The following is a 25783-nucleotide window of genomic DNA, read 5'->3' as shown; positions in this document are numbered from 1 at the left end:
TCAATCAGGAGACGTTCATGAGCATCACCGTTCGACGCGATGGCATCACCGGCACCCGACACATCGTCAAGGTTCGCGCACACGAGATTCCGGTCGATGCATCGCCGGAGGCCGGCGGCAAGGATGCGGGGCCGTCGCCGCACGACCTTTACGATTCATCGCTGGGTGCGTGCAAGGCACTGACCGTGCTGGTCTATGCGCAACACAAGGGCATTCCGGTCGAGGAGATCGAAGTCGTGGTGAATCGCGATGCCAGCGAGGAGCGCAAGGGCACCTACCGCCTCAAGACTTCATTGCACGTGACAGGCAACCTGAGCGACGAGCAACGGGCCGAACTGCTGCGCGTGGCCGGCAAATGCCCGCTGCACCGGTTGATGACAGAGGTGAAGACGGAGATCGAGACCGTGCTCGTCTGAAGAGCCGGCCGCGCGGCTCAGCCCACGACCACTTCGCTGATCTGCATCACCGGCTGGAGATCGGTGTAGTTCGGGATGTCGCCCAGGATCTCCTTCGCGTGGGGTCCGAAGGCGGTCTGGAAGGACTCCACCGAGTCGCAGAAGATGTGGCACATGCCGATGTAGACCGCCGGTGCGCCGGGCGCTCCGCCGGCAAGGCCCTTGTCGATCGTGTACGACTTGCAGGCATCGCCCATGCGGGCCTTGAGCAGCGGCATGTGCTTGTCGCGGTAGTAGTCGTGGTCGAAGCGCGCTCCGGGCGTGTTGGGGTACATCACACTGACCTTGATCATGGCTTGTCTCCTTGGCGGGATCGCGAGCATAGGAGAACCCGCCTCGGTAGACAAGCGCCCTCGCGGGGTGTTACTCGTTCTGCGATCCGCGGTGGGCCCAGCCGGTGGTGTGCTTCTCGACGGCGCTGAAGAGTTCGTACATGCCCATCGCCATCGCGCCCACCACCATCAGGCCCGCGAACGCAAGGCCCATCTGCATCGAAGACCCAGCCGAGATCAGCAGGTAGCCGATGCCCTCGTTGGAGGCCGTCATCTCCGACACCGTGGTGCCGACGAAGGCGAGCGTGATCGCGACCTTGAGCGAGCCGTAGAAGTAGGGCATCGATCGCGGCAGGCCGATCTTCATCAGCACGTCCCAGCGCTTGGCGCCGAGCACGCGCAAGACATCCTCCAGTTCGGGCTCCAGCGTCGCGAGTCCGGTCGCGATATTGACCATGATCGGGAAGAAGCTGATGAGAAACGCCGTCAGGATCGCCGGCCCGATGCCGATGCCGAACCACACCACCAGGATCGGCACGAAGGCCGCCTTGGGCAGCGCGTTGAACGCCGTCATCAGCGGATAGACCGCTGCGTAGGCGAGCCGCGAACTGCCGATCACGAAGCCGAGCAGCACGCCCACCACGATCGCGATGCCGAAACCCGCCATCGTGACCCAGAAGGTGCGCCAGGCGTGCCCAGCGATGATTTCCTTGAACTCCCAGAACTGCGTCCAGATGCGCCACGGGCTCGGGAAGATGAACTCCGACACGCCGAAGGCCGAGCAGATGATCTGCCAGAGGACAAGGACCGCCACCAGCAGGAGCCATGGCGACCATCGTTCGAATTGCTTGTTGTTCTTCATGGGTGGCTTACTGCGGGATCGCGGCGGGCGCCTGCGCGGCGGTCGCATGGCTACGGATGGCGCCGATGTGGCTGCGCAGTTCAAGCACGATGTCGGTGAACTCCTTGGTGTAGGTCAGTTCCAGCTCGCGCGGACGCGGCAGTTCGATCTCGCGCTTCACGACGAAGCGGCCGGGGCTCTTGCTCATCACGTAGACCGTGTCGGCCAGGAACACCGACTCGCGCAGGTCGTGCGTGACCAGGATCACGTTGAACTGCTGCTCGGTCCACAGGTCGCGCAGGATGCACCACAGTTCCTCGCGCGTGAACGCGTCGAGGGCGCCGAAGGGCTCGTCGAGCAGCAGCATCTTGGGCTCGTGGATGAGCGCGCGGCAAATGCTCGCGCGCTGCTGCATGCCGCCGGAGAGCTGCCATGGGAACTTGTCCTCGTAGCCGCCGAGGCCGACCTTCTGCAGCAGCTTGCGCGCACGCTCGACGTATTCCTTGCGCCTGGACTTGAAGCTGGAGCGATAGGGCTCGACGATCTCCAGCGGCAGCAGCACGTTGTCGACCGTCGTGCGCCAGGGCAGCAGCGACGGCGCCTGGAAGGCCATGCCCGAGATCTTCAGCGGCCCGGTGACGGGCTGGCCGTCGATGCGGATCTTGCCCATCGACGGCATCTTGAGACCCGTCGTGAGCTTCATGAAGGTCGACTTGCCGCAGCCCGAAGGCCCGACGATGGCGATGAATTCGCCTTGCTTCACCTTCAGGTCGATGGCCTCGACCGCGAAGTGATTGGCGCGAAGCAGTTCCTCGTTGTAGGCGAGCCAGACGTCCTGGAAATCGACGAAGGGGGCTGTCTGCGTATCCCCCATCACTTGCGCAAGATGTTCAGTTCGGCGGACGTCGGCAGCAGCGAACCGTTCCACACCGCATCAGGGTTGACGCGCGTCTTGGTCCCGAAGGCATCCGACACCTGCGAGGCCATCAGTGACAGTCGCCCGGCGTTGACCTGGCCGAAGCCTTCCGCGCGCGCATCGGGCGTGTTGACGACCGTGTCGATCGCGAGCTTGAGGCGGCGCGTTTCCAGTTCGCTGTTGACGATGCCGTCGCGCGCCTTGATCGATTCGATGGCGACCGCCGGGCTGGCGATGACTTCCTTCGCGCCCTTGGTGAAAGCCTGGAGGAAGGCCTTCACGGCCGCCGGGTTCTCCTTGATCAGCTTGGGCGAGGCGATGATCGCGTTGCCGTAGAGCTTCACCCCGTAGTCCGGGTAGGGGAGGATGACCACGTCGGCCGTCTTGGCGCCGCGCGCCTCCAGGTTGAGCAGCGAGGTGAAGGTGAAGCCGGTGATGGCGTCGATGTCGCCGCGCATCAGCATGGTTTCGCGCAGGGTCGGGTCCATCGCGGTCCAGTTGACCGCGCCGACGTTGTTGGCCTTGGCGAAGATCGGGAACGAGCGGCGTCCCGCATCGAACACTGGCGCGCCGAGCTTCTTGCCCGTGAGATCGGTCGGCTTGGTGATGCCGCTCTTCTTGAGCGCCATCACCGATGCCGGCGTGTTGTTGTAGACCATCATGACCGCGACCGGCTTGTTCGGGCTGTCGGGGTTGTTGGCATGGAATTCCATCAGCGCCGCGAGGTCGGCGAAGCCCATGTCATACGCGCCCGAGGCCACGCGCGTGACCGCGCCGCCGGAGCCGTTGCCCGCATCGACCGTGACGTCGAGGCCGCTGGCCTTGAAGTAGCCCTTGGCGGCAGGATGGGTGAAGAAAGCGCCGGGCCCCTCGAAGCGCCAGTCGAGCTGGAACTTGATCGGCGTCGTCTGGGCGTGGGCGGTGCCCAGGCCGAGGCCGAGAGCCGATACGGCGAGAAAGGTCTGGATCAGTTGGCGCTTGTTCATGCAGGATTCCGTGAAAGATGAATGCACGGGATTCAAGCAAAAACGGTGCCGGCACGCGATTGGTGCGAACCCTTCCGGTGAGCCAATGAGGTGCATCGCGGAAGGGTGGCGTTCGCTCCTCGCAGAGGAGACTCGACGTGACAACGCCCCGTCGCGCGCACCGCGACCGGGCGTTGTACGTGGTGCGCGGACTAGCGCGCCGAGCTGGCGTTGGCCACGGCCAGCGCCGTCATGTTGACGACGCGGCGAACGGTCGCCGAGGGGGTGAGGATGTGCGCCGAGCCCTTCGCGCCCATCAGGATCGGGCCGACCGTCACGCCATTGCCACCGGTCATCTTCAGGACGTTGAAGAGGATGTTGGCGGCGTCGAGGTTCGGGCAGATCAACAGGTTGGCTTCGCCCGTCAGGCTGCTGTCGGGCAGGGCCTTGCGCCGTACTTCCTCGGACAGGGCCGCGTCGCCGTGCATCTCGCCGTCGCACTCGATGTCAGGGGCCATCTTCGCGAACAGGTCGCGCGCGAGGCGCATCTTCTTGGCCGACCCGCGTTCGGATGAGCCGAAGTTGGAATGCGACAGGAAGGCGACCTTGGGCGGCAGGCCGAAGCGCCGCACTTCGTCGGCGGCCATCATTGCGATGTTGGCGAGCGTTTCGGCGCTCGGGTCCTCGTGCACATTGGTGTCGGCGATGAAGAGCGTGTACTTCTCGAGCGTCAGCGCGTTGAGCGTCGCGAAGCCCGGCGCACCGCGCTTGAGGCCCAGCACGTTGTCCAGGATCTTGAGATGGCTGTCGAAGCGCCCGACCAGGCCGCACAGCATCGCGTCGGCGTCGCCCAGTTGCACCATCAAGGCGGCAATGGTCGTGTTGGAGCGTCGGACCATCGCCTTGGAGGCCTCGGGCGAGATGCCTCGGCGTCCCATGAGCTTGTGGTACGTCTCCCAATAGGTGCGGAAACGCGGATCGTCTTCCGGGTCCACGCATTCGACGTCGGTGCCTACGCGGATATGCAGCCCGGCCTTCTTGATCCGCGTCTCGATCACGTCGGGGCGGCCCACGAGGATCGGCTTGGCGAGCCCTTCGTCGACGGCCAGTTGGGCAGCGCGCAGCACGCGGTCGTCCTCGCCCTCCGCATAGGCGACGCGCTTGGCGGTCGCGAGCTTGGCGGCCGTGAACACCGGGCGCATGAACATGCCGGTCTGGTAGACGAAGCGCGTGAGGTGCTGGCGGTAGCCTTCCAGGTCCTCGATGGGCCGCGAGGCCACTCCCGAGGCCTGCGCCGCCTTCGCGACCGCGGGCGCGATGCGCAGGATCAGCCGCGAATCGAAGGGCTTCGGGATGATGTAGTCGGGCCCGAAGGCAAGCTCCTGCCCGGCGTAGGCGGTGGCGACTTCCTCGCTGATATCGGCCTTGGTGAGATCGGCGATCTCGCGCACGCAGGCCAGCTTCATTTCTTCCGTGATCTTGCTCGCGCCGCAGTCGAGCGCGCCGCGGAAGATGTACGGGAAGCACAGCACGTTGTTGACCTGGTTCGGGTAGTCCGAGCGGCCGGTCGCGATGATGCAGTCGGGCCGCACGGCCTTGGCGAGTTCGGGGCGGATCTCGGGCTCGGGGTTGGCCAGCGCCAGGATGATCGGCTGGCTCGCCATGCTCTTGACCATGTCCTGCGTGACCACGCCGGGCGCGGAGCAGCCGAGGAAGACGTCGGCGTCCTTCATGACGTCGGCGAGCGTGCGGGCGCCGGTGTCCTTCTGGGCGTAGCGCGTCTTCGAATCGTCGAAGCCGCCCGCACGGCCGACGTAGATGAGACCCTTGGAGTCGACGGCGTAGATGTTCGACTGCTTGGCGCCGAGGCCCACCATCACGTCGAGGCAGGCGATCGCGGCGGCGCCCGCGCCGGAGACGGCGATCTTCACGTCCTCGATCTCCTTGCCGACGAGTTCGAGCCCGTTGATGAGCGCGGCGGCCGAGATGATGGCCGTGCCGTGCTGGTCGTCGTGAAAGACGGGGATGTTCATGCGCTCGCGCAGCTTCTTCTCGATGTAGAAGCACTCGGGCGCCTTGATGTCCTCGAGGTTGATGCCGCCCAGCGTGGGTTCGAGCGCCGCGATGATCTCGACGAGCTTGTCGGGATCGTTCTCGGCGAGTTCGATGTCGAACACATCGATGCCCGCGAACTTCTTGAACAGGCAGCCCTTGCCTTCCATGACGGGCTTGCTCGCCAGCGGGCCGATGTTGCCCAGGCCGAGCACGGCGGTGCCGTTGGTGACCACGCCGACGAGGTTGCCGCGCGAGGTGTATTCGGCCGCCAGCGAAGGGTCGGCCTCGATGTCGAGGCAAGGGTAGGCGACGCCGGGCGAATAGGCCAGCGACAGGTCGCGCTGGTTGAGCAGGGGCTTGGTGGGCGAGATCGAGATCTTGCCCTTGACCGGCGAGCGGTGGTATTCACGCGCAGCGTCGCGCAGCGCCTGTTCTGCGGGGGAAAGGGTGTTTGCCATCAGTGTCTCCTTGCGTCTTGGCTCAGGAGAGAGGCTACCCCAAAGTTCCACGTGACAGGGACGAAAAGCGATCGGTGGTTGCTCTGCTTTTCGGATGATTGTTCATACGTGGAACGCGGGGGCCGGGTTTGCTCTCTTCCGGGGGCGAGACGACTGGGATCAGGCGGCATCCGGCGCGACCGGATGCTGCGCCATCGCCTCCAGCGCACGCACGAGTGCCGAATGGTCTTCTTGTCCATGGCCCAAGGCGGCGCAGGCGTTCATGAGTTGGGCCGCACTCGCGGTTTGCGGTAGCGCTACGCCAAGAGATCGCGCACCTTGCAGCGCCAGGTTGAGATCCTTCTGATGCAACGCGATGCGGAAGCCCGGCGCGAAGGTGCGCTTGATCATGCGTTCCCCGTGGACTTCCAGAATGCGCGATGACGCAAAGCCGCCCATCAGCGCCTGTCGCACCTTCGCCGGATCGGCACCCGCCTTAGACGCGAACACCAGTGCCTCGCCGACGGCCGCGATGTTGAGCGCCACGATGATCTGGTTGGCGACCTTGCAGACTTGCCCGTCGCCCGCTCCTCCGACCAGCGTGATGTTCTTGCCCATCTTCTCGAGCAACGGACGGACGCGGCCGAAAGTGCCTTCGTCGCCGCCGCACATGATCGTCAGGCTCGCCGCCTTGGCGCCCACTTCGCCGCCCGACACCGGCGCATCGACGTAGCCGCAACCGAGGTCGGTGATCTTCTTCGCGAAAGCCTTGGTCGCGATCGGGTCGATCGAGCTGCAGTCCACCACGGTCTTGCCCTGGGTCAGGCCCGCGGCAACGCCGCCCTCGCCGAACAGGACCTTCTCCACGTCCGGGGTGTCCGGCACCATGATGAAGATGATGTCGGCCTGCTTCGCCACCTCGGTGGCCGATGCGCAGACCATCGCCTTGGAAGCGAAAGGTTCAGGCGCCTTGCCGTGCGTGTTGACGAAGAGATGGTGGCCTGCTTCCAGAAGGTGGCCCGCCATCGGGGCGCCCATGATGCCAAGGCCGATGAAGCCGATCTTTTGCGCTGTGTGTGACATGTGGATTGCGTTCCTTGCTTTCGCGTTCTCTTACTGGGTGAGGGTGATGCGCCACTGGAGGCCATCGACGGTCGTGCCGCGCGGCTTGTATTCGCAGCCGATCCAGCCTGCGTAGCCCAGCGCGTCGATGTGCTTGAAGAGCCACGGGTAGTTGATCTCGCCCGTGCCGGGTTCGCCGCGGCCCGGGTTGTCCGCGAGCTGGATGTGGCCGATGCGCGTGATGTTTTTCGTCAACGTGTTGCCGAGCTCGCCTTCCATCCGCTGTGCGTGATAGATGTCGTACTGCAGCAGCAGGTTGGGAGAGGCGACTTCGTCGATCAGCGAGAGCGCCTGGTCTGTGCGCGTGAGATAGAAGCCGGGGATGTCGAAGCTGTTCACCGGCTCGATCAGCAACCGGATACCCGCCGACTGGAGCTCCTTCGCCGCAAAGCGCAGGTTGTCGACGACCACCTTGCGCGCGTCGCCGCCCGTGACGGCTTCCGGCAGCTTGCCGAGCAGGCAGTTGACCTGCGGGCAGCCGAGCGCGGTCGCATAGTCGATCGCGCGGGCCACTCCTTGGCGGAACTCGTTCACGCGGTCCGGATGGCAGCCGATGCCGCGTTCGCCGCCGTCCCAGTTGCCGGCGGGCAGGTTGTGCAGGACCTGCTCGAGCCCGTTGGCGCGCAGCGCAGCAGCCAGTTCCTTCTTGTCGTAGGCATAGGGGAACAGGTACTCGACCCCCTTGAAGCCCGCCTTGGCGGCGGCCTCGAAACGCTGCATGAACGGCAGCTCGTTGAACAGCATCGTCAGATTGGCTGCAAATTTCGGCATGGTGTTGTCTCCTCGCGAATCAGTCCAGCATTGACGCGGCAATGGCGGTGGGTGCGTCTTCGGGGCTCTCTGCGAGCGCTTCGAATTCATTGATGGCGTCGATCTCGGTGCCCATCGCAATGTTGGTCACGCGTTCGAGCATCACCTCGATCACGACGGGCACGCTGAACTCGGCCATGAGCTGTTCGGCCCGCTGGATCGCCGGCGTCATCTCTTCCTGCTTGCGGACGCGGATCGCCTTGCAGCCGAGGCCTTCGACCACCTTGACGTGATCAACGCCGTAGCTGCGCTCGACGCCACTGTCTTCGGCGGCATTGATGTTGTCGAAGCCGAGCTGCACGCAGTAGTCCATCTCGAAGCCGCGCTGCGCCTGGCGAATCAACCCGAGATAGGAGTTGTTGACCACGATGTGGATGTAGGGCAGCTTGAACTGCGCACCCACGGCAAGCTCCTCGATCATGAACTGGAAGTCGTAGTCGCCCGAAAGCGCGACGATCTTGCGGCCCGGATCGGCCGCGCGCACGCCGAGTGCGGCTGGGATGGTCCAGCCCAACGGACCGGCCTGGCCGCAGTTGATCCAGTGGCGCGGGTTGTAGACGTGCAGGAACTGTGCCGCCGCGATCTGCGAGAGGCCGATGGTGCTCACGTAGCAGGTGTCGTGGCTGAAGTTGTTGTTCATGCACTGGTACACGCGCTGCGGCTTCATCGGCACGTCGCTGAAGTTGGTCTTGCGCAGCATGGTCTTCTTGCGGCCGCGGCATTCGCCCGCCCAGTCGCGGCGGTCCGGCAACTGGCCCTTGGCCTTCATCTCCTCGGCGACCTGCACGAAGAGTTCGAGAGCGGCCTTTGCGTCGGAGACGATGCCCAGGTCGGGCGTGAAGACGCGGCCGATCTGTGTCGGCTCGATGTCCACGTGCACGAAGGTGCGGCCCTTGGTGTAGACGTCGACCGATCCGGTGTGGCGGTTGGCCCAGCGGTTGCCGATGCCGAGCACGAAGTCGCTCGCGAGCATCGTCGCATTGCCGTAGCGGTGGCTGGTCTGCAGGCCGCACATGCCGGCCATCAGCGGATGGTCGTCCGGAATCGCGCCCCAGGCCATGAGCGTGGGAATCACCGGAACGCCGGTTGCTTCCGCGAAGCGCACGAGCAAGTCGCTCGCGTCGGCGTTGATGATGCCGCCGCCGGCCACGATCAATGGGCGTTCGGCCGCGTTGAGCATGGTGATGGCCTTCTCGATCTGCGCGCGCGTCGCGGCGGGCCGGTAGGGCGTGAGCGGGGTGTAGGTGTCGATGTCGAACTCGATCTGCGCCATCTGCACGTCGAAGGGCAGGTCGATCAGCACCGGGCCCGGACGGCCCGAGCGCATCAGGTGGAAGGCCTGCTGGAACACCTGCGGCACCTGCCCCGGCTCGCGCACGGTAACCGACCACTTGGTGACCGGCTTGGAGATCGACTCGATGTCGACCGCCTGGAAGTCTTCCTTGTAGAGCCGCGCCCGCGGCGCCTGGCCGGTGATGCAGAGGATGGGGATCGAATCGGCCCAGGCCGAGTAGAGGCCGGTGATCATGTCCGTACCTGCCGGGCCGGAGGTGCCGATGCACACGCCGATGTTGCCGGCGATGGCGCGCGTGTAGCCCTCGGCCATGTGCGACGCGCCCTCGACGTGGCGCGCCAGGATGTGGGCGATGCTGCCTTGCTTGCGCAACGCGGAATAGAGCGGATTGATGGCGGCGCCGGGCACGCCGAAGGCCTGCGTCACGCCTTCTTTTTCCATCACGAGCACGGCGGCCTGGGCCGCGGTCATCTTTGCCATGTTGAGTCTCCTTGGGATGGCTCGACTGTAGGAATTCGGGCCCCCCGGCAGAAGAGGGCGCCGGGCCATAAAGCCTATTCCGTGGCGGAATAAGTGGCTACGATGGCGCGATGGACAGACTGCAAGCGATGGAGATGTTCGTGCGCGTGGTGGAGACCGGCAGCTTCTCCAAGGCGGCGCGCGAATTCAACACCACCCAGCCCACCGTGACCAAGCAGGTCGCGGCGACCGAGGCGCGCCTGAAGGTGCGGCTGCTCAACCGCAACACGCGCGGCGTCAGCCTGACGGAATCGGGGGCGCTCTACTACGAGAAGTGCAAGGCCATCGTCCGCGATGCGGAGGAGGCCGAAAGCATCGTGAAGCTGCGGCAGTCGCAGGCGCAGGGCCTGCTGCGCATCGGAACGTCGACCGCGTTCGGCCGCCGCATCGTGGTCCCGCTCGCGTTGGAATTCATGGCTCGCCATCCGCAGGTGCAGGTCGACTTGAGCTTCGAGGACCGCTACGTCGATCTCGTGGCGCAAGGGATCGACGTGGCCATCCGCATGGGCAAGCTCGCAGACTCTTCGCTGGGTGCGCGCTTTCTCGGCATGAACCCGTGGGCGATGGTGGCTGCTCCCGCCTACCTGAAGAAGTACGGCACGCCGAAGAAGGCGCAGGACCTGAGCGCCCACGTCGCGCTGATCTACAGCAGCGTCGTCGGCGACGATGTGTGGCACCTCCATACGCCCAAGGGCGAGCCGGTCACCGTGCCGGTATCGGGCCGGCTTCGCTCGAACAACGTCTCTGCCGTACTCGCCGCCGCGCGCGCCGGGCTGGGCATTGCGCTGATGCCGCGCTACGTCGCCAGCGATTCGCTCGCGTCAGGGCAGGTGCTGGAGGTGCTGGCCGATCACGGGCTCGCCGAACAGGAAATCCATGCCGTCTTCCCGTCGCCCAAGTTGGTGCCGGGAAAGGTGTCGAGTTTCGTCGCCTTCCTGCAGGGACGCTTCGACGAGAATTGGTGGAGCGCCCGCTCAGGGTAGGGGCGGCACGTTGTGTTCGCCCTCGCTCGACGAGGCGAACAGGTCCCAGGCCGCCATGAAGAGCGCGGCGATCACCGGCCCGATCACGAAGCCGCTGATGCCGAAGAGCGCGATGCCGCCGATGGTGGACATCAGGACGATGTAGTCCGGCATCTGAGTGTCCTTGCCCACCAGCAGCGGGCGGAGGATGTTGTCGACCAGCCCGATCACGAAGACGCCGATGAAGATCAGCGTCAGCGCCTTGCCGATCGAGCCGACGGCCAGGAAATAGATGGCCACCGGCGCCCAGATCAATGCCGCGCCGACCGCGGGCAGCAGCGACAGGAAGCCCATCAGCACGCCCCAGAGCAATGCGCCCTGCACACCGAGGAAAGAAAAGGCGACGCCGCCGATGATGCCCTGCGCCGCCGCGACGGCGATGTTGCCCTTGATGGTGGCGCGAATGACGGTCGTGAACTTGTTGAGAAGGTAGTGGGTGTGCGGCCGCGCGAGCGGCAGCGCTTCCCGGACGGTCTTCGACAGGTCGCCGCCATCGCGCAGCAGGAAGAAGAGCAGGTACAGCATGATGCCGAAGCTGACCAGGAACTCGAAGGTGTTCTGGCCGATGGACAGCGCGTGGGTCGCGATCAGCTGGCTGCTCTTCAGGGCTGATTCGGAGACGCGGCCGACGAAGCCCTCGACGTTACCAAGGCCGAAGCGATTCAACAGGTCGAGCGCCCATTTCGGCAGGGCGTTCACGATCTGCTGGAAGTAGCTGGTGAAGCTGATGTCGCCGGAACGGATCATCTGCTGCACGACGGACACTTCCTCCACGAGGTACACCGTGATGACCACGAGTGGAATGACCACGATGATCGTCGCGAGCAACAGTGTCGTGATGGCCGCGAGGTTGCGCCGCCCCCTCATCTTCTTGACCAGGCGCCGATAGACCGGCGTGAAGAGGATCGCGAGCGCGATGCTCCACATGACTGCGCCGGCGAAGGGGAAGAGGATCCAGCCGAAGGCGATCGTGACGAATGCCAGGAGGAAGAGGAATGTGCCGCGCTGTAGAGCCGGTGAGTTCATGAGCTATCGTAGCTCGCCCCCAGGCTCGCGCACTTCGTGTCGCTCTCCACCCCCCGGGGGCAACACCGGCGGACCGGCGGAGCCGGTTCCGTGGTGTTCCTCGAATGATCTGTGCCTCTTGCTAGCGTATCGCGCGGGGGAGGGCGAGGGGGGACAGGGTGGCGCGGAGGCGCTCGTCGGCGGTGGGGTCGGCGGTGACGTCGACCTGCAGCGCCTCTTCGACGTTGCCGATGTGGTCGAGCATGAGTTGCCGCGCGCGGGCTGTGTCGCCGGCTTCGAGGGCGGCGACGATGGCGGCGTGTTCGGCGCAGGACTGCGCGGCCTCGTGCTTGGACTGGAAAAGGGTCGCCGCCAGCGTGGTGCGTGCGGTGAGGTCGCGCAGCACGTCGCACAGCAGGCGGTGGCCCATCTGGTCGGCAAGGCAGACGTGGAAGTCTGCGAGCAGGAAGGCGCGCGTGGCCGCATCGGCACCGGCGATGGCGCGCTTCTCGTCGGCGATGTGCTCGCGCAGCTTGCGGATTACCTTGGAGAGGGGCCGCCCGGCTTCGGCCAAGATGCCGGACTCGACGATGCGGCGGGCGGCGAAGGCATCGCGCGCCTCTTCGGCAGAGGGTTCCACCACATACCAGCCGCGGCGGGACTGCACTTCCACGAAGCCGCGGGCTTGCAGTTGCATGAGCGCCTCGCGCACCATCGTGCGGCTGACGCCGAAGTTCTCCGCCAGCGCCTGCTCGCCGAGCCGCTCACCGGGCGCGAGCTTCTGGGCCAGGATGGCTTCGACCACGCGCTCGGCGATGGTGGTGGGCGAGACTTCGGTCATGGTCGCCATGTTCAGTGGGCAGGCTGCGCGACGATGGGCGCGTCGGGCTCGGCCAGCGGTTCGTCGTCGGGCGAATGCGTGCCGTTGAGCACCGCATGGGCGCGCTCGCGGTCGATGTCGCCTTCCCAGGCGGCGATGGCGACCGTGGCGACGCAGTTGCCGATCAGGTTGCCCAGCGCGCGGGCGATGCCCATGAACCAGTCGACCGACAGCACCAGCACCAGCCCGATCGCGGGGATCGCGGGTATGGCATGCAGGGTCGCGGCCAGCACCACGATGGCGGAACCCGGCACACCGTGCGCGCCCTTCGAGGTGACCAGCGCGATCGCGAGGATGGTCAGCAGGTCGGCCATCGAGATCGGCGTGTTGGTCGCCTGCGCGATGAACACCGCGGCCAGCGTGATGTAGATCGAGAAGGCGTCGAGGTTGAACGAATAGCCGGTCGGAATCACCAGGCCCACGGTCGAGTCACGGATGCCCATGTGGCGCAGCTTGGCCATGATCTGCGGCAGCACGCTGTCGGAAGACGTGGTGGCGAAGACGATGGTGAGTTCCTCGCGCAGGTAGCGCAGCAGCTTGACGAGGCTGAAGCCCGAGATCCGCATCACCAGGCCGAGGATCACGAAGACGAAGAGCAGCACCGCGACGTAGAACAGCGCCACCAGCATGCCGAGCTGCTTCAGCGAGCCGATGCCGTACTGTCCGACGGTGAAGGCGATGGCGCCTAGCACGCCCAGCGGCGCCAGCTTGATGATGATGCCCATGATCTTGAACAGCACCAGCGAGAGCGCGTCGACGACCAGCCCGACCGGCCGGCCGCGCTCCCCTAGCAGCGAAAGCGCGCAGCCGAAGAGCACGGCGAACAGCAGCACTTGCAGCACATCACCGGTTGCGAAGGCATTGACCACCGTCGTCGGGATCAGCTTCATGAGGAATTCGACCGTGCCGCCGCTGGTGAGCTTGTCCGCGGTCGATGCGTAGGCGCTCATTGCCGCGGGGTCGAGCTTCGACGGGTCCACGTTCATGCCGACGCCTGGCTTGAACACGAAGGCCAACACGAGGCCCAGTGCCAGCGCGACGGTCGTCAGCACCTCGAAGTAGATCAGCGCCTTCACGCCGACGCGACCCACGCGCTTGAGGTCCCCGGCGCCGGCGATGCCGTGCACCACCACGCAGAACACCAGCACCGGGATGATCATCTTGATCAGCTTGATGAAGCCGTCACCCAGTGGCTTGAGCTTGACGGCGAAGTCGGGGATGAAGAGGCCTGCCAGCACGCCGAGCACCAGCGCGATGACCACCTGACCGAAGAGCGATTTGGCGAAACGGGGCATGGAGATCTCCGTGTTGAGTTGCATGCAAGCCAACTGATTTCTTGCATACAAGCAATGTAGGCAAGAGTTGGGATTTCTTTGCGAGGGTAATCCCGCGGTGTAGTGCCGCCGATGTTTTGGGAGAAGAAAGTTGTAGCCCGCCAAATAAAGTCGTAGACAGCCAAACAAAGTTGTAGATCCTCATCGCGCGGTTCGGCCGTTCGCGGGGGGCACGTGCTGGCTCTCGAAAATGCTTGAGCGGTTGGATCTCCAAGGCGATGCGTCAGCTACGGCAATGCAGACCCCCGTGAGCCTGCCGGAAAAACCCAAGGAGGGCATGCAAGGACGTAGTAGCTGGCGAGCGACAGCAACGTCGTCATCTCGGACTTCGCGCCGATCAAGCGTGGTGACGCAGCGTGTCTGATCATTAAGTCTGAGCCGGGATGCAGCCCCGAGTTCGCGCGCGCTGGCTCGACTCCGCGCTCGAACCGTCCCCTAGCATCCCCGGCGCGGATCCTGAGATCCATCGCGCCGAAAGTTATCGACAACGTGAGTCAACTCAGTTTTCGTCGCGCTGTTCGTTGGCCGGGTCGAACCGGCTCTGGTCTTCTCTCCATGGCAACTCGTGGTCGTCCACTGAAACGCTTCATGCTTTTCCGATATGAGCGACCCTCATTTTGGACAGCAACTGGGCTGCCACTTGGATAGCTTGCCAGGCCTTCTTCAGCGAGTCGGGGACCTTTGTCGTGCCAGATTGAGTCCAGAGTCCGTCTTCCTGCGTCGGCGTGTACCAGCACCAGTCTTCGTAAGGTTTGCTTGCCCTCAAAAGCATCCGACCACGCCTTCTGCGCGGCGTCTCGAATTCACTCACTCTGAATCGATCCGGTGGCTCGCAGCGTGAACCGGAACACGGTCCCCTTCGGGGCATTCGGAGCAACCCACAATCTGCCGTGATGTGCCTCGACGATGGCGCGGCAGATCCACAGCCCCATGCCCATCCCGTCGGGTTTGGTCGTGAACAGCGGATCGAATATGCGGTCCACGACACACGACCCTACGCCCGTTCCGGTGTCCGAGACCGCGACCACCACCTTGTCGCCACCGTAGCTTTCGGCCTTTACGTGCAAGATCCTCGGCTCACCTTCGACAGCCATCGCGTCTATGGCATTGGCGATCAAATTGACAAGCACCTGCTGCAGCTGGATCCGATTTCCGCGCACTTCGGGTAGCTGCCTGGCTCGCTCGATCTCAACCCGTATCTGGTGTTTTTCCATCTCGTCACGGTTGATCGCGATCGCGCCTTCGATGAGTTCGTTGACGCTGAGCAAGGTGTTGGTCCGGGCGAGGTTCCTGAAGTTGGAACAAATGTCTTCGATCAATGCACCCGCGCGCTTGCCGTCAGCGACGATTCGGGAGAACGCTTCCCTGGCTCGATCCACGTTGGATGGCGAGCCCTCGAGGAAGCGAAGGCCGGCAGCGGCGCTGATGGCCATGGCACTCAACGGCTGGCGGAGTTCGTGGGCGATCGAGGCCGCGAGCTCGTCGCCCATGCGGCGACCGCCCGCGACGGTGTGGATCTCCTCGGCAACGAGCGGCCTGGGGGTCGCCGCGCAAACACGGTGCAGGTTTCCGATCTGCATGCCTCCAGCCTTGGTCCTCGTCACCCGGTCAGGCACTGAGCTTAAGTTGAGCACGATGGACTCCTCACGGCGAATGCCGAGGACCGATTCAGACGATGCCAGCGGGACCGGGGGTGATCGAGAAAACAGTCTTTGCACGTTCGCCATTCAAGCCAGGTCAGGCTGTCTCGAACAGCCTCTAACGGTGCCTCCAGGGGCCCCTTTTGGGGCCGACGGCTTTTCGATCACTGCCATTGCCAGGCTCGCCGTCCGCGGACGCGCCGTCCTGGATCTCGAGGCGTTTCCATCCAAAGAGCCGTGAGTCGACAGAGAACGCGCCAGGGCCAAGCAACGCGAGCGCGAGGCCCAGAACACCCAGAAGCATGTCCGAGCTCAGGTTGGATCCTATGGCTACGGCGTGCCACGCAGAGGCGATCGCAGTCAGTACGCCGGCCACCGGCGTCCACAGCCCAACGAGCACGAGCAGAGCTGTCGCCATAGAAAAGAAGCCGAATCCCCCAGACGCGCCGGAGTCTGTCGAAACCGGGGGAACTGTCGACAGGAGCGTGCCGACGCCATAAAGGAAAAGGAGGGTGCTGGCCGCCAGCCGCATCAAGAGCATTCCAACCCCGGCGGCGCCGGAGGCGAACGAGGAAAAGAGTCTTTGCACGCTCGCCATCTAAGCAAGGTCGGGCCATCCCGAATACCCTCCAACGAGGCCTTCGAGTGGCCCTTTTGGGGCCGAGCGTCCAGCGTGTGGACCCGACGCGCGCCCTACAGGTCGATGATGCCGCGTCTAAGCCCGATCATCGCCGCCTGAGTGCGATCCTTCGCGTCGAGCTTCGACAGGATGCTTCGGACGTGTTTCTTGACCGTCTCTTCCGAGAGCGTCAGTTGGGCCGCGATTTCCTTGTTGGCGTTGCCCGCCGAGATGAGACGCAGCACGCGGATTTCCGTGGCTGTGAGCGCGTCGTCAGTCACGTGCTCGGCAAGATCGAACGAAACATCCGGAGAGACCGCCTTCCTGCCGGCGTGGACCGCACGGATGGACTCCAGGAGCTCCTTGTGCAGCGTGTTCTTGAGCAGATAGCCGCGCGCGCCTGCCTTGATGGCCCGCAGCGCCTGCACGTCGCCGGCGTAGGTGGTCAGAACGATGATGCGGGCATCGGGAAACTCACCGCGAATCGCGCCAATGGCATCGAGCCCCCCCATTTCCGGCATCTGCAGGTCCATCAGCGTGACGTCGGGTCGAAGCTTGCGGAACTGCTCGACGGCGACTCGACCGTTGGCCGCCTCGGCAACCACTTCCATGTCCGGCTGGACGCTGACAAGGCCCGAAATCCCCTGGAGGACCAGCGGGTGATCGTCCACGCAGAGAACGCGGATTCGCGCTGGGGCGTCGTTCATGTGTCGGCGGTATCTGCGGCTTTGCCGGTCAGTGTGGTCTCGATGCCGGATGGCGCCCCCTCGGCAATGACGGCATAGGCCCGCGCGGCCGGGATGGTCAGCTCGATTTCCGTGCCGGCATCGAGTCGGCTCCAGAGCGCGAGCTTGCCGCCGATCAGCTTGGCGCGTTCGCGCATGCCGCGCAGGCCGAAATGGCCGTCGCGCCCGCGTTGGGCCACGCTTCGATCCATACCCTTTCCATCATCCCGGACACGCACACTCAACATCCGGTCATCGTAGCGAATATCGACGTCGATCCGTTTCGGCTCCGCGTGGCGAAAAGCGTTGCGCATGGCCTCGCCGACGATGCAGAAGACGTCATCGCGCACGATGGGATGCAGCTCTCGCGGCCGGCCCCGTACTTCGATGCCGAACCTGGCCGAAGGCGAGGCCGGGTCGGTCGCGAGCACCTGGCCCAGGGCGCGTATGGCGTCGCCCAGGTCACTGGTCTCGGTCGCGGCGGCGCGAAGTCCCTCGATGGCGTCGCGGCCTTCCGTGATCGCATCGGCGGCCTGGTCGATCCCCTCCTCCAGGATGCGGCGCCCATCGCCATTCGGCCACAGTTGGAGTGCCGTCTGGAGCCGGAGCAACAGCCCCTGAAAGCTCTGCAGGAGCGTGTCGTGCAACTCACGTGCAATGCGCAGTCGTTCGTTCACGCGCGCTTCCAGCGCCAAAGCGAACTGGCGCGAGAGGCGCGACACTCGCAGCCGGTAGAGGGCATACAGCGCGATCGCGACTGCGCATGCACACAACGCGCGAAAAAGGTCCGTTTGCCACCAGGCCGGCGCGATCGAGAACTCCATCGTGTCGCCCTGACTGTTCCACAGCCCGCTGTTGTTTGCCGCCATCACGCTGAAGCGGTACTGGCCGGGAGGCAGATCCGTGTAGAAGGCTTGGCGGCGGTTGCCTGCGTCCTGCCAGTCGGCGTCACGGCCCTCCAGTCGATAGCGAAACCGCACCTGCTCCGGCACCGTGAAACTGAGGCCTGTGTAGGTGATCTCGAGATTGCGCTGAAGGGGGGGCAGCCGCAAGCCGGCGCGAGCCTCATAGGGCGTCCCGTCACTGGTGATCTGCTCCACGTGCACGGGCGGAGGTGTGCGATTGGTGGGAATCCGTGCGGGATCGACTGCAACGATGCCGTCACCCGTGACGACCCATATCCGGCCGTCGACGGAACGAGCCGCCTTCGGAGTAAAGAGCTGAACCGATTCGATCTGGCCGACCGCGCTGACGTTGGACGGCTGTCCGACGCCGTCCCAATTGTCGAGAAGTCGGGCCTTGACCTTCATGTTCGTCCCCTGGTCCGCCGCGGCGGACCAGGTGTCCATCTCCGTCCGATCAATTTGAACCAGGCCACAAGGCGAGTAGATCCAGACGACGCGCTCATCCACGAGTGTCCAGTACGCGCCTTCGCACGGCAGGCCGCTCTCGTGATCCAACTTGCTCACGCGCCCGTGCTTGATGCGGGTCAGCGCGGACCTGGTTGCGATCCAGACGGCACCATCGGCATCGACCCGAATCTGACCGACGCCCTGACTGCCTTCCGTCTCGCGAAGCTGGAGAAATGTGCGAACGTTTCCGTCGAGCACGTTCATCACGCCACCGGACCAGAGGCCTAGCCACAGGCTGTCATCGGCCGGATCGATCGTCAGGGTCGAGACACGACCTCGGCTCCCCAATTCTGCCCACGGCGTGCGCTCGATGGTCGCGTTCGGCAACAGGCGAAGGAGGCCGGCCTGGCGATCCGCGATCCAGATATTTCCCTTGGAGTCCTCGGCGATCCCGTCGATGGTTCCCGGAGGAACGCCGGACGCGGCGACGAACTCTCCGGCTTCCATGTATCCGAACTCGTACTGCGAGGCCATCCAGATTCTTCCCCGGTGATCCTCGAACAGAGTGGCCGAACGCGCCGGCCGGATGTCGGATACATGTCCGTCGTTGAGTCGATACACCATCGCGGACGTGCTGGCCCACAAGCTCCCGTCGCGCGCGGCCAGGATCGAAGCGACGCGCCCCTTGATTCCATCGCCACGCGCATAGAGCGCGGCAGCCATGGGCCGAAAGCGGTCCAGGCCGTGCGACGTGGACACCCAGACGTTTCCTTCGCGATCCTCAAAGAGTCCCAGGACGTGGTCACCGGACAGCCCCTCTGTCGCCGTGTAGGTATCGAGGTGGTCATCGTGGAAATGCAGCAGGCCGAAGTCGGACGCTGCAATCCACAAGCCGCCGTCTCGATCGCGAAGGGCCTTTGTGAAGATCAGGCCTTGCGCCCATGCCGGGAGTTGGATCGTGGTCACTTCGTCGTTTGCGATCTTCACGATCTGGCCTCTCGTGCCTACGACGACGCCCCCGTCCGATGTCCCGGTCAAAGTGCGAAGCGCACCGATGGGACTGGGGAGGGAAAACGACAAGATCGGCTGCGGTCTCCATTTCCATACCCGATCTCCTCCGGCGGCCCACAGCGCTCCTGAGGAGGCGTCGCGATATAGCGCCAGAATGGCCCTCCCGAGACTGCCGTCGGCGCCGTGGCACTCGCTGTTCCCCTCGCGAATGGCGCAGAGGACGGCCTTGCCTCCGCCCGAACCGCCGACCCACATGGTTCCCTCGGCGTCCTCCTCGATGGCGTTGACCGTCTTCCCTTTCAGCGACGGATGCAAGACGAGCGCCCCGTCCTTCCAGCTGGCGAGTCCGCGGAGGGTGCCGATCCAGAGGGTCCCGTCTCGCGATCCGAACAGTGCTCGCACACGTTCGTCAGGAAGATCGCTGCCGGGGGGAGCGCGCCATGGCACGCTGCGCACGCCATCGAAGCGCAGCAAACCGGTCGGTGTGCCCAGCCACAGGTAACCGTCAGCGGTTTGGGCGATCGGGCCAATGGTCCCGGGGCCGAATCCATCGAGGTTTCGCCACTGGGTGTGGCCATATTTGGACACGTCCAGAGAAGCGTCGAGCGGCCAGGCAAGAGAGGGCCACGCGCTAATCCATAGCGCTGTTAAGCCGACTACGATCCGTCGCGCGAACGTCGCACCGAACATAGTTTCCTTGGGGGCCCGCATGGCCGATCCGATGATGCCTCCTTCTCGGAAATTAGAACGTCAGGGGCGCCGTTCGGATCGGGCCGACGGGAATGATCCGCCAACGGAGCGCGTAGCGCAACCGTGCTCCAGATAGCGGGGACCAGCAAGAAGCAGCCCGGGAAGGCCACCAAGACAAGACCGCCGTTAAACACAGTGCACCAAGCATTTGGGAGGTCTCGGCGAATGTCTGGCTACGACTGCCAATCCTTCGCGCTGGTCTTGACCAGAATCAGGCCACCGAGCACCGTCCCAATGGGGAAACCGATGAGAAGAACAACGCCGAGAACTCGCGAGAAGAGAACTCCGCAGGTCAATCAACCTGCCCGATCACCGATGCTTCTGGCGAATTGCGCCGGTCGGCGTGCTCGCCTCAAGCATTGGCTCGATAGAGGACCTTGAACCGCTCACACGCCACGGGCATTGTCAGGCTTGGTTCTCGGCCAACCCGAGCGCACTCACGGCCAAAGTATGCCCAGTGCACCCGGCGCCAGTATTCCAGCGACCCATTGCTTTCGCCCTCGACTGCTGCGAACTCGGCGGTGACTTGCTCGAATGGCAAGACCTTGACCTCCTGCGTTTCGATGACACTGACGGGGCTTCCATCCCAGTATGTGACGACGCTCAGGGCACCAAGCTCGGGAGGCGCGGTGCTCGCGCTATCAAGTGACCAGACGAGGCTGGCAGTGGCCCACTTGACACCTGCAAGTACATGGTCGGCAATTTCGTTGGCAGCGGCCTGGTTGTCATCGAAGTGGAAAGCTTCGAAAAACCGGTCGGAGTAATCCTCTCCAACCTCCGCGCAGAAAGCGGCCCAGAACCATGCGATGTTTGAAGCAATGTTCATGCTCGATGGGCAGCCGAGGCGGCTCTTTGGAAGCTTACCGCCGATGTCTGCTGTTGGCCGAGGGAGTGTGGAATTTCGGCGTGTAGGTGTGCCGACGATGCGGCCTCAACAGCGCCATCGGCACCGTGAAGTCATCCAGTGGTCTCGTCGCAGAAACGGGCGACTTGGCACGCGCCTGAGTCGCCGAGAGAGTTGCCACGGCCATTGAAGATGGCTCATGCCCCCATCAGCTTGACTGCCTTCATCGTTTGGCTCATACCCAGGATCGAGATCACGCGCTTCAGGTTGTAAGCCAGCACGTGCAGGCTCATTTCCGTGTTCACGTGCGGCAGTGTCTTCGTGAGGAAATGGGTTGAACCCATCCAGTACTTGAGCGTGCCGAACACGTGCTCGACGGTGCACCTTCGCAGCGTCATCGCGACAGGTTTGCGATCAAGACGTTGCTGGGCGCGCTCGAGCACCGCCTCATGTTCCCATCGTCGGATACGTCTGTAGTCGCTGGGCGTACACTGCTCCTTCATGGGACACCTGGGGCAAGCGCTGGTCCAGTAGATGCGCGCGTTGAGACCATTTCTTTCGATCGTGCTGAATCTGAAGATGGCCCGCTCCGGTCCAGTTCCCGCATCTGCTCACGCAGCTTCTTGATCTTCTCCGTCAACCGCTCGGTCTTGGCCTCGACCTCGGCCGGCTGGGTGCGATCGGCCGTCGGCATGGCATCGAGCAGGTCATCATGAACTTGCTGCGCAACGCGGTGGACGCGATGAGGAGCATCGAGGATCGCCCCAGGCAGTTGGTGGTCGCGACGCAGCAGGAGGACGGCTCTCGCGTGCGCGTGTCCGTCCAAGACACCGGGGTGGGGATCGACCCCGCGCGCATGCGGCAAATCTTCGAAGTCTTCTACACGACCAAGAGTGACGGCATGGGGATCGGCCTCTCAGTGAGCCACTCGATCGTCGAGAGCCATCGTGGTCGTCTCTGAGCAGAGTCTAACGACGGGCCCGGTGCCACGTTTTCGTTCTCCATCCCGAGCGCGTGACTACTCCCTCGCCCGACGAACGATCTCACCGCGTTCCCCGAGGGACACCTTCGTCCAATGGATTCATCCTGACGTTTCTGTTGTCATCGGGACAGTCCTTGGCCTCGCTTCCGCACTGGCCCCACATTGTGAGTAACGCATCCCATGAGTCGCGATGGCGCAGAAATGATTGCCGCGCAGAGGCATCACCAGGTCTTCCCCGTCCTCGAAGGCGGCGAGCTGGCGCGGATGACCCGCTTCGGCGAGGCGCGCCGCTTCAAGCCGGGTGAACTGCTGAAGAAGGCGGGCGAGCGGCCGCCGGGACTCTTCGTGCTGCTCGCGGGTCGCGTTCTCGTCAAGCAGCGCAATGGGCTCGGGGAGCGTGTGCCCATCGCGGAACACGGCCCTGGCGAATTCATGGGCGAGGTCGGACAACTCGGTGGTGTCGCCTCGTTCACCGACGCCGAAGCGACGGAGGATGTCGAGGCGCTCCTGATCCCGGCAGATCGCCTGCGAGCGCTCGTCATCGGCGAGGCGGACCTTGGCGAGCGCATCATGCGAGCACTCATCCTTCGGCGGGTGATGCTGACTGAATCGGAGTCCAGCGGGCCGGTCCTGATCGGCCGCCCGCAGTCACCGCAGGTCTTGCGACTCCAGGAATTCCTGCGGCGGAACGCAGTGCCGCATCAGAGGATGCCGCTGAGCACATCAGATGCAACGACAGCACTGCTGGAGCAGTACGGCGCGACGGCGGACGACGTGACGGTCATCTGTCCCAACGGCGCGGTGCTCGTCAATCCCGACGAAGCCCAATTGGCGCGGTGCATCGGGATGCTCGACATGCGCGATCGCCCGGAGTGCGTCGATGTAATCGTCATCGGCGCGGGTCCAGCCGGGCTCGCGACGGCGGTCTACGCGGCATCGGAGGGGCTCAAGGTCGTTGTGGTGGATCGGCGCCACTTCGGAGGCCAGGCGGGCGCCAGCACCCGTATCGAGAACTACCTCGGCTTCCCGACCGGCATCTCGGGATTGGCGCTGACCGGTCGCGCATTCGTTCAGGCGCAGAAGTTCGGGGCCGAGATCATGATCCCCGTAGCGGCATGCGCGCTGGACTGCAGCGGTACCGACCCGGACAACGCCCTGCGCGTGCAGCTTGGTGACGGCCGCTGGCTCCGAAGCCGCTCGATCGTCATTGCCAGCGGCGCAAGCTACCGGCGGCCGGCGGTTCCCCGGCTGGCCGAGTTCGAGGGGCGAGGCGTGTGGTACTGGGCCTCGGCGATGGAGGCCGCCTTGTGCGAGAAGGCTGACGTTGTCCTGGTAGGAGGAGGCAACTCCGCGGGACAGGCCGCCGTGTACCTCGCCGGCCACGCCGCGCGCATCCAGATGTTGGTTCGCGGGCCGGATCTCTCGCACAGCATGTCGCGATACCTGATCGATCGCATTGCGAACACGCCGAACATCGAAGTCCTCCATCAAACCGAACTCTGCGCACTCAGGGGTGATCGCGCCAGCGGACTCGTGGGCGCCAGCTGGCGTGACCACCGCGACGGAAGCCTGTGCGATCGCGACATTCGCAACCTGTTTCTCTTCACAGGTGCGGACCCGGAAACCCGATGGCTGGAAGGCTGCGGCGTGGCGACCGATGCCAATGGCTTCGTCTTGACCGGGACGAACGCGGCTGCACAGGGAGGGCACATGCCTGACGCGCTCGAGACGAGCGTTCCGGGTGTTTTTGCGGTAGGCGATGTGCGCGCAGGCTCAACCAAGCGGGTCGGGGGCGCGATCGGAGAGGGCGCCGCGGTCGTTGGTTTCATCCATCAGCATCTGGCGCATGTCCATCGCGATCACGGGTCATCGACCTCGCGGCCTTCTCGTTGAGCTCATGCACCGTGCTGACGAGGGTCATCGCGCGTGTCGATGTATTCCAGGCCCAATGGGCCCACTGCAGTGACCTGGGTAATGTATTCGCCCGACTTCGCCCAATGAAAGTGGTGCGTATCGCCCGGAAGGACGATCACGCTTCCGGGCGGATAGGCCACAAGTCCATCAGCGTCGAATCGGTCTCCGAGGCCGAGATAGAAGACGCCGGAAATGACCGTGTAGATCCTGTCTTCCGGGTGTGAATGCGGCATCAGCTTGACGCCGTAAGGTACCTTGACCCTGATCAGGTAGGGGCCAGGCCTCGCGGGCTCACCGACCACGACGGCAAGTCGGACCTCGGGAGGAAACGCCGGGAACGGGCGCCAGTCGATGTTTTCAGGCAAGACTGATCGGAAGGCCGCTTGCCCTGGTTGGTGAGGTGGCATCGCTGGGTTCCCCCTGTGGTCGGATTGACCGTGTCGATTGCATCAGCAAGGCCCCGATGAAGCAATTGCACGAAGGTGTCGTAGGCCATTGCTCGATCAAGACGGTTGCCCGACCTTCCTTTCGCTCGCGGCATTCATACGAAGGTATCGCAAATACCTTCGTCCAATCGACGCGACCCCATGCGTCTGGTTTCATGCATGAATCCTTCGAGCGGTCGGACATCCACATCCACGTGCCGGCGGGGGCGACGCCCAAGGACGGTCCGAGTGCAGGGGTGGCGATGTTCGTCGCGCTGGTGTCGCTGCTGACCGACCGGCCGGTGCGCAGCAGCGTCGCCATGACCGGCGAGATCAGCCTGCGTGGGCTCGAGCTGCCGATCGGCGGTGTGAAGGAGAAGGTTCTGGCCGCGTTGCGCGCCGGCATCACGACGGTGATGCTGCCCGCGCGCAACGAGCGCGACCTGGAGGACATCCCGGCCGACGCTCGCGCCCGGTTGGAGTTCGTCTGGCTGGATCAGGTCGACGACGCGATCCGCGTTGCCGTGCCGGACGCGTCGGCGGCGCATGCAAAGGCAGAGGACGAGGCCATCGTCCCGTAGACCGGCCCAGTTCAGGGCGATGCGGCTCTTGTGCCGCTGCCTGTCAGCTCCTTCAGCAGAAAATCGATGAAGGCCCGCACGCGAAGTGCCGTGTGATGGCGGTTCGGATAGATCAGCGAGAAAGGCCGGGAACGCCCGCCGGCCTCCGGCAGTAATTCCAGCAGCCGACCTTGCGCCAGGTCGTCCTGGACGATGTAGCGGTAGGTCTGGAAGATGCCCGCGCCCTGGCGCGCCAGCGTCACGGCGCCCAGGTAGTCGTCGGCGCACAGATAGGTTTGGGGCGTGCCAAGCTCGAAGTCGCGCCCTCCACTGTGAAACAGCCAGGGGACCGGCAACCCGGTGCTCGGGAGAACGAACTGCACGCAATCGTGCGCCGCCAGCGAATCGACGGTGTCCGGCGCGCCCGCGCGTGCGATGTAGGAGGGTGCGGCAATCACAACCAGTTCGGCGTCTTCGAGCTTGCGCGCGATCAGGCCGGAGTCCGGCGGCGCGCGACCACGGATCGCGAGGTCGAAGCCTTCGCCGGTGAAATCGATGTTGCGGTTGCTCAGATGGACTTCGATATCCACCTTCGGGTAGCGCGCGCGAAATCGCGGAAGCAGTGGCAGCACGCGATAGTGGCCGTAGGGCGAGGCCACGCTGAGTCGAAGAAGACCCGCAGGGGCCTGCTGCGCGCCCGTAAGCTGGGCCTCGGCGTCGCGCATCAGGTTCAGGGCCTGTCGGCATTGCTCGAAGTAGGACCGGCCGCCGTCGGTCAGATGAATCTGCCGCGTGGTCCGCATGAACAGGCGCACACCGAGCCGTGCCTCGAGCCGCGCGATGGTCCGGCTGACCGCGGCGGGGCTCAGGCCCGCCGCCCGTCCCGCCGCCGTGAAGCTCTCGAGCTCTGCCGCGATGCAGAACAGCTCCAGGCTTCCAAGCATGATGTCGTCGAACTGTCGCGTCATACGGGCCTGCTCCTCCGAGGGCAAATGCGTCTTCGAACGACCCGGCCACGGGAGCGTGGCCAGGTG

22 protein-coding genes and 2 pseudogenes are annotated in these 25783 nt (G+C 64.6%); 5 read left to right on the top strand and 19 right to left on the bottom strand.

What is annotated here, in order from left to right:
• Positions 1–17: 17 nt before the first annotated feature.
• Positions 18–416 (top strand): OsmC family protein, encoded by a 399-nt coding sequence (locus AC1D3B_RS07935; RefSeq protein WP_478190111.1) that lies wholly within the window; start codon positions 18–20, stop codon positions 414–416.
• A gap of 17 nt (positions 417–433) precedes the next feature.
• Here AC1D3B_RS07935 and AC1D3B_RS07930 read toward each other — a convergent pair whose 3' ends face one another.
• The 8 genes from AC1D3B_RS07930 to gcl all read right to left on the bottom strand — a co-directional run bounded on the left by AC1D3B_RS07930 (position 434) and on the right by gcl (position 9647).
• The gene (locus AC1D3B_RS07930; RefSeq protein WP_478190110.1) at positions 434–748 is read right to left on the bottom strand and encodes an EthD family reductase; all 315 of its coding nucleotides are present in this window, start codon (positions 746–748) and stop codon (positions 434–436) included.
• Between the two features lie 70 nt (positions 749–818).
• Entirely contained in the window at positions 819–1589 is a 771-nt protein-coding gene (locus AC1D3B_RS07925) for an ABC transporter permease (protein WP_478190109.1), read from the bottom strand.
• Positions 1590–1596: 7 nt separating this feature from the next.
• Entirely contained in the window at positions 1597–2442 is an 846-nt protein-coding gene (locus AC1D3B_RS07920) for an ABC transporter ATP-binding protein (protein WP_478190108.1), read from the bottom strand.
• On the bottom strand, positions 2442–3470 hold the full coding sequence (locus AC1D3B_RS07915; RefSeq protein ID WP_478190107.1) for an ABC transporter substrate-binding protein: 1029 nt from the start codon (positions 3468–3470) through the stop codon (positions 2442–2444). Before AC1D3B_RS07915 ends, AC1D3B_RS07920 begins: the two co-directional genes overlap by 1 nt.
• Positions 3471–3661: 191 nt before the next feature.
• Complete coding sequence (locus tag AC1D3B_RS07910; protein WP_478190106.1) at positions 3662–5962, bottom strand: NADP-dependent malic enzyme; 2301 nt, start codon at positions 5960–5962, stop codon at positions 3662–3664.
• Positions 5963–6121: 159 nt separating this feature from the next.
• Positions 6122–7024, bottom strand: coding sequence for a 2-hydroxy-3-oxopropionate reductase (locus AC1D3B_RS07905; RefSeq protein ID WP_478190105.1), 903 nt, complete (start codon positions 7022–7024; stop codon positions 6122–6124).
• Between the two features lie 30 nt (positions 7025–7054).
• The gene (gene hyi, locus AC1D3B_RS07900; protein ID WP_478190104.1) at positions 7055–7834 is read right to left on the bottom strand and encodes a hydroxypyruvate isomerase; all 780 of its coding nucleotides are present in this window, start codon (positions 7832–7834) and stop codon (positions 7055–7057) included.
• 19 nt (positions 7835–7853) lie between these two features.
• Positions 7854–9647 carry a glyoxylate carboligase gene (gcl, locus tag AC1D3B_RS07895; protein WP_478190103.1) on the bottom strand — a complete coding sequence of 598 codons (1794 nt, stop codon included), beginning with the start codon at positions 9645–9647 and terminating at the stop codon, positions 7854–7856.
• 110 nt (positions 9648–9757) lie between these two features.
• On the opposite strand from gcl, the gene AC1D3B_RS07890 reads away from it, so the two are divergent.
• Positions 9758–10669, top strand: a complete 912-nt coding sequence (locus AC1D3B_RS07890) for a LysR family transcriptional regulator (RefSeq protein ID WP_478190102.1) — start codon at positions 9758–9760, stop codon at positions 10667–10669.
• Here the strand turns inward: AC1D3B_RS07890 and AC1D3B_RS07885 are convergent.
• From AC1D3B_RS07885 to AC1D3B_RS07845, 9 genes and pseudogenes are all read right to left on the bottom strand, one after another.
• The gene (locus tag AC1D3B_RS07885; RefSeq protein WP_478190101.1) at positions 10661–11734 is read right to left on the bottom strand and encodes an AI-2E family transporter; all 1074 of its coding nucleotides are present in this window, start codon (positions 11732–11734) and stop codon (positions 10661–10663) included. The two genes, AC1D3B_RS07890 and AC1D3B_RS07885, sit on opposite strands and share 9 nt — an antisense overlap.
• Positions 11735–11855: 121 nt before the next feature.
• On the bottom strand, positions 11856–12554 hold the full coding sequence (locus tag AC1D3B_RS07880; protein ID WP_478190100.1) for a GntR family transcriptional regulator: 699 nt from the start codon (positions 12552–12554) through the stop codon (positions 11856–11858).
• Positions 12555–12565: 11 nt separating this feature from the next.
• Positions 12566–13888 (bottom strand): C4-dicarboxylate transporter DctA, encoded by a 1323-nt coding sequence (locus tag AC1D3B_RS07875; RefSeq protein WP_478190099.1) that lies wholly within the window; start codon positions 13886–13888, stop codon positions 12566–12568.
• An 842-nt stretch (positions 13889–14730) separates the two neighbouring features.
• Positions 14731–15654 carry a sensor histidine kinase gene (locus AC1D3B_RS07870; RefSeq protein WP_478190098.1) on the bottom strand — a complete coding sequence of 308 codons (924 nt, stop codon included), beginning with the start codon at positions 15652–15654 and terminating at the stop codon, positions 14731–14733.
• A 31-nt stretch (positions 15655–15685) separates the two neighbouring features.
• Positions 15686–16165, bottom strand: coding sequence for a hypothetical protein (locus AC1D3B_RS07865; RefSeq protein ID WP_478190097.1), 480 nt, complete (start codon positions 16163–16165; stop codon positions 15686–15688).
• 95 nt (positions 16166–16260) lie between these two features.
• Complete coding sequence (locus AC1D3B_RS07860; RefSeq protein ID WP_478190096.1) at positions 16261–16893, bottom strand: response regulator; 633 nt, start codon at positions 16891–16893, stop codon at positions 16261–16263.
• Complete coding sequence (locus AC1D3B_RS07855) at positions 16890–19985, bottom strand: sensor histidine kinase (protein ID WP_478190095.1); 3096 nt, start codon at positions 19983–19985, stop codon at positions 16890–16892. The genes AC1D3B_RS07860 and AC1D3B_RS07855 overlap by 4 nt, the downstream gene beginning before the upstream one ends.
• 391 nt (positions 19986–20376) lie before the next feature.
• Positions 20377–20850, bottom strand: a complete 474-nt coding sequence (locus AC1D3B_RS07850; protein WP_478190094.1) for an ASCH domain-containing protein — start codon at positions 20848–20850, stop codon at positions 20377–20379.
• A gap of 215 nt (positions 20851–21065) precedes the next feature.
• Positions 21066–21458, bottom strand: a pseudogene (locus AC1D3B_RS07845) (transposase); the annotation flags it as partial.
• 17 nt (positions 21459–21475) lie between these two features.
• On the opposite strand from AC1D3B_RS07845, the gene AC1D3B_RS07840 reads away from it, so the two are divergent.
• The gene (locus AC1D3B_RS07840; protein ID WP_478190368.1) at positions 21476–21829 is read left to right on the top strand and encodes an ATP-binding protein; all 354 of its coding nucleotides are present in this window, start codon (positions 21476–21478) and stop codon (positions 21827–21829) included.
• Positions 21830–22030: 201 nt separating this feature from the next.
• On the top strand, positions 22031–23743 hold the full coding sequence (locus tag AC1D3B_RS07835) for an FAD-dependent oxidoreductase (protein WP_478190093.1): 1713 nt from the start codon (positions 22031–22033) through the stop codon (positions 23741–23743).
• 2 nt (positions 23744–23745) lie between these two features.
• Here AC1D3B_RS07835 and AC1D3B_RS07830 read toward each other — a convergent pair whose 3' ends face one another.
• Positions 23746–24129: a cupin domain-containing protein gene (locus AC1D3B_RS07830; protein ID WP_478190092.1), complete on the bottom strand. Its 384-nt coding sequence runs from the start codon at positions 24127–24129 to the stop codon at positions 23746–23748.
• A 242-nt stretch (positions 24130–24371) separates the two neighbouring features.
• On the opposite strand from AC1D3B_RS07830, the pseudogene AC1D3B_RS07825 reads away from it, so the two are divergent.
• Positions 24372–24770 (top strand): annotated as a pseudogene (locus AC1D3B_RS07825) (S16 family serine protease); the annotation flags it as partial.
• An 11-nt stretch (positions 24771–24781) separates the two neighbouring features.
• Here AC1D3B_RS07825 and AC1D3B_RS07820 read toward each other — a convergent pair.
• Complete coding sequence (locus AC1D3B_RS07820; RefSeq protein ID WP_478190091.1) at positions 24782–25717, bottom strand: LysR family transcriptional regulator; 936 nt, start codon at positions 25715–25717, stop codon at positions 24782–24784.
• Positions 25718–25783 lie beyond the last annotated feature (66 nt).

Source organism: Variovorax sp. P5_A3 (genome assembly GCF_056400665.1).
Note: the sequence above shows the minus strand (reverse complement) of the source record. Positions and strands in the feature narration are given on the sequence as shown.

Coding starts and splice junctions, on each gene's coding strand:
- AC1D3B_RS07820 (WP_478190091.1), bottom strand. CDS start 25,717: ATGACGCGACAGTTCGACGACATCATGCTTGGAAGCCTGGAGCTGTTC.
- AC1D3B_RS07915 (WP_478190107.1), bottom strand. CDS start 3,470: ATGAACAAGCGCCAACTGATCCAGACCTTTCTCGCCGTATCGGCTCTC.
- gcl (WP_478190103.1), bottom strand. CDS start 9,647: ATGGCAAAGATGACCGCGGCCCAGGCCGCCGTGCTCGTGATGGAAAAA.
- AC1D3B_RS07930 (WP_478190110.1), bottom strand. CDS start 748: ATGATCAAGGTCAGTGTGATGTACCCCAACACGCCCGGAGCGCGCTTC.
- hyi (WP_478190104.1), bottom strand. CDS start 7,834: ATGCCGAAATTTGCAGCCAATCTGACGATGCTGTTCAACGAGCTGCCG.
- AC1D3B_RS07925 (WP_478190109.1), bottom strand. CDS start 1,589: ATGAAGAACAACAAGCAATTCGAACGATGGTCGCCATGGCTCCTGCTG.
- AC1D3B_RS07880 (WP_478190100.1), bottom strand. CDS start 12,554: ATGACCGAAGTCTCGCCCACCACCATCGCCGAGCGCGTGGTCGAAGCC.
- AC1D3B_RS07885 (WP_478190101.1), bottom strand. CDS start 11,734: ATGAACTCACCGGCTCTACAGCGCGGCACATTCCTCTTCCTCCTGGCA.
- AC1D3B_RS07870 (WP_478190098.1), bottom strand. CDS start 15,654: ATGGCGAACGTGCAAAGACTGTTTTCTCGATCACCCCCGGTCCCGCTG.
- AC1D3B_RS07920 (WP_478190108.1), bottom strand. CDS start 2,442: ATGGGGGATACGCAGACAGCCCCCTTCGTCGATTTCCAGGACGTCTGG.
- AC1D3B_RS07890 (WP_478190102.1), top strand. CDS start 9,758: ATGGACAGACTGCAAGCGATGGAGATGTTCGTGCGCGTGGTGGAGACC.
- AC1D3B_RS07860 (WP_478190096.1), bottom strand. CDS start 16,893: ATGAACGACGCCCCAGCGCGAATCCGCGTTCTCTGCGTGGACGATCAC.
- AC1D3B_RS07855 (WP_478190095.1), bottom strand. CDS start 19,985: ATGCGGGCCCCCAAGGAAACTATGTTCGGTGCGACGTTCGCGCGACGG.
- AC1D3B_RS07875 (WP_478190099.1), bottom strand. CDS start 13,888: ATGCCCCGTTTCGCCAAATCGCTCTTCGGTCAGGTGGTCATCGCGCTG.
- AC1D3B_RS07850 (WP_478190094.1), bottom strand. CDS start 20,850: ATGAACATTGCTTCAAACATCGCATGGTTCTGGGCCGCTTTCTGCGCG.
- AC1D3B_RS07935 (WP_478190111.1), top strand. CDS start 18: ATGAGCATCACCGTTCGACGCGATGGCATCACCGGCACCCGACACATC.
- AC1D3B_RS07910 (WP_478190106.1), bottom strand. CDS start 5,962: ATGGCAAACACCCTTTCCCCCGCAGAACAGGCGCTGCGCGACGCTGCG.
- AC1D3B_RS07835 (WP_478190093.1), top strand. CDS start 22,031: ATGAGTCGCGATGGCGCAGAAATGATTGCCGCGCAGAGGCATCACCAG.
- AC1D3B_RS07865 (WP_478190097.1), bottom strand. CDS start 16,165: ATGGCGAGCGTGCAAAGACTCTTTTCCTCGTTCGCCTCCGGCGCCGCC.
- AC1D3B_RS07905 (WP_478190105.1), bottom strand. CDS start 7,024: ATGTCACACACAGCGCAAAAGATCGGCTTCATCGGCCTTGGCATCATG.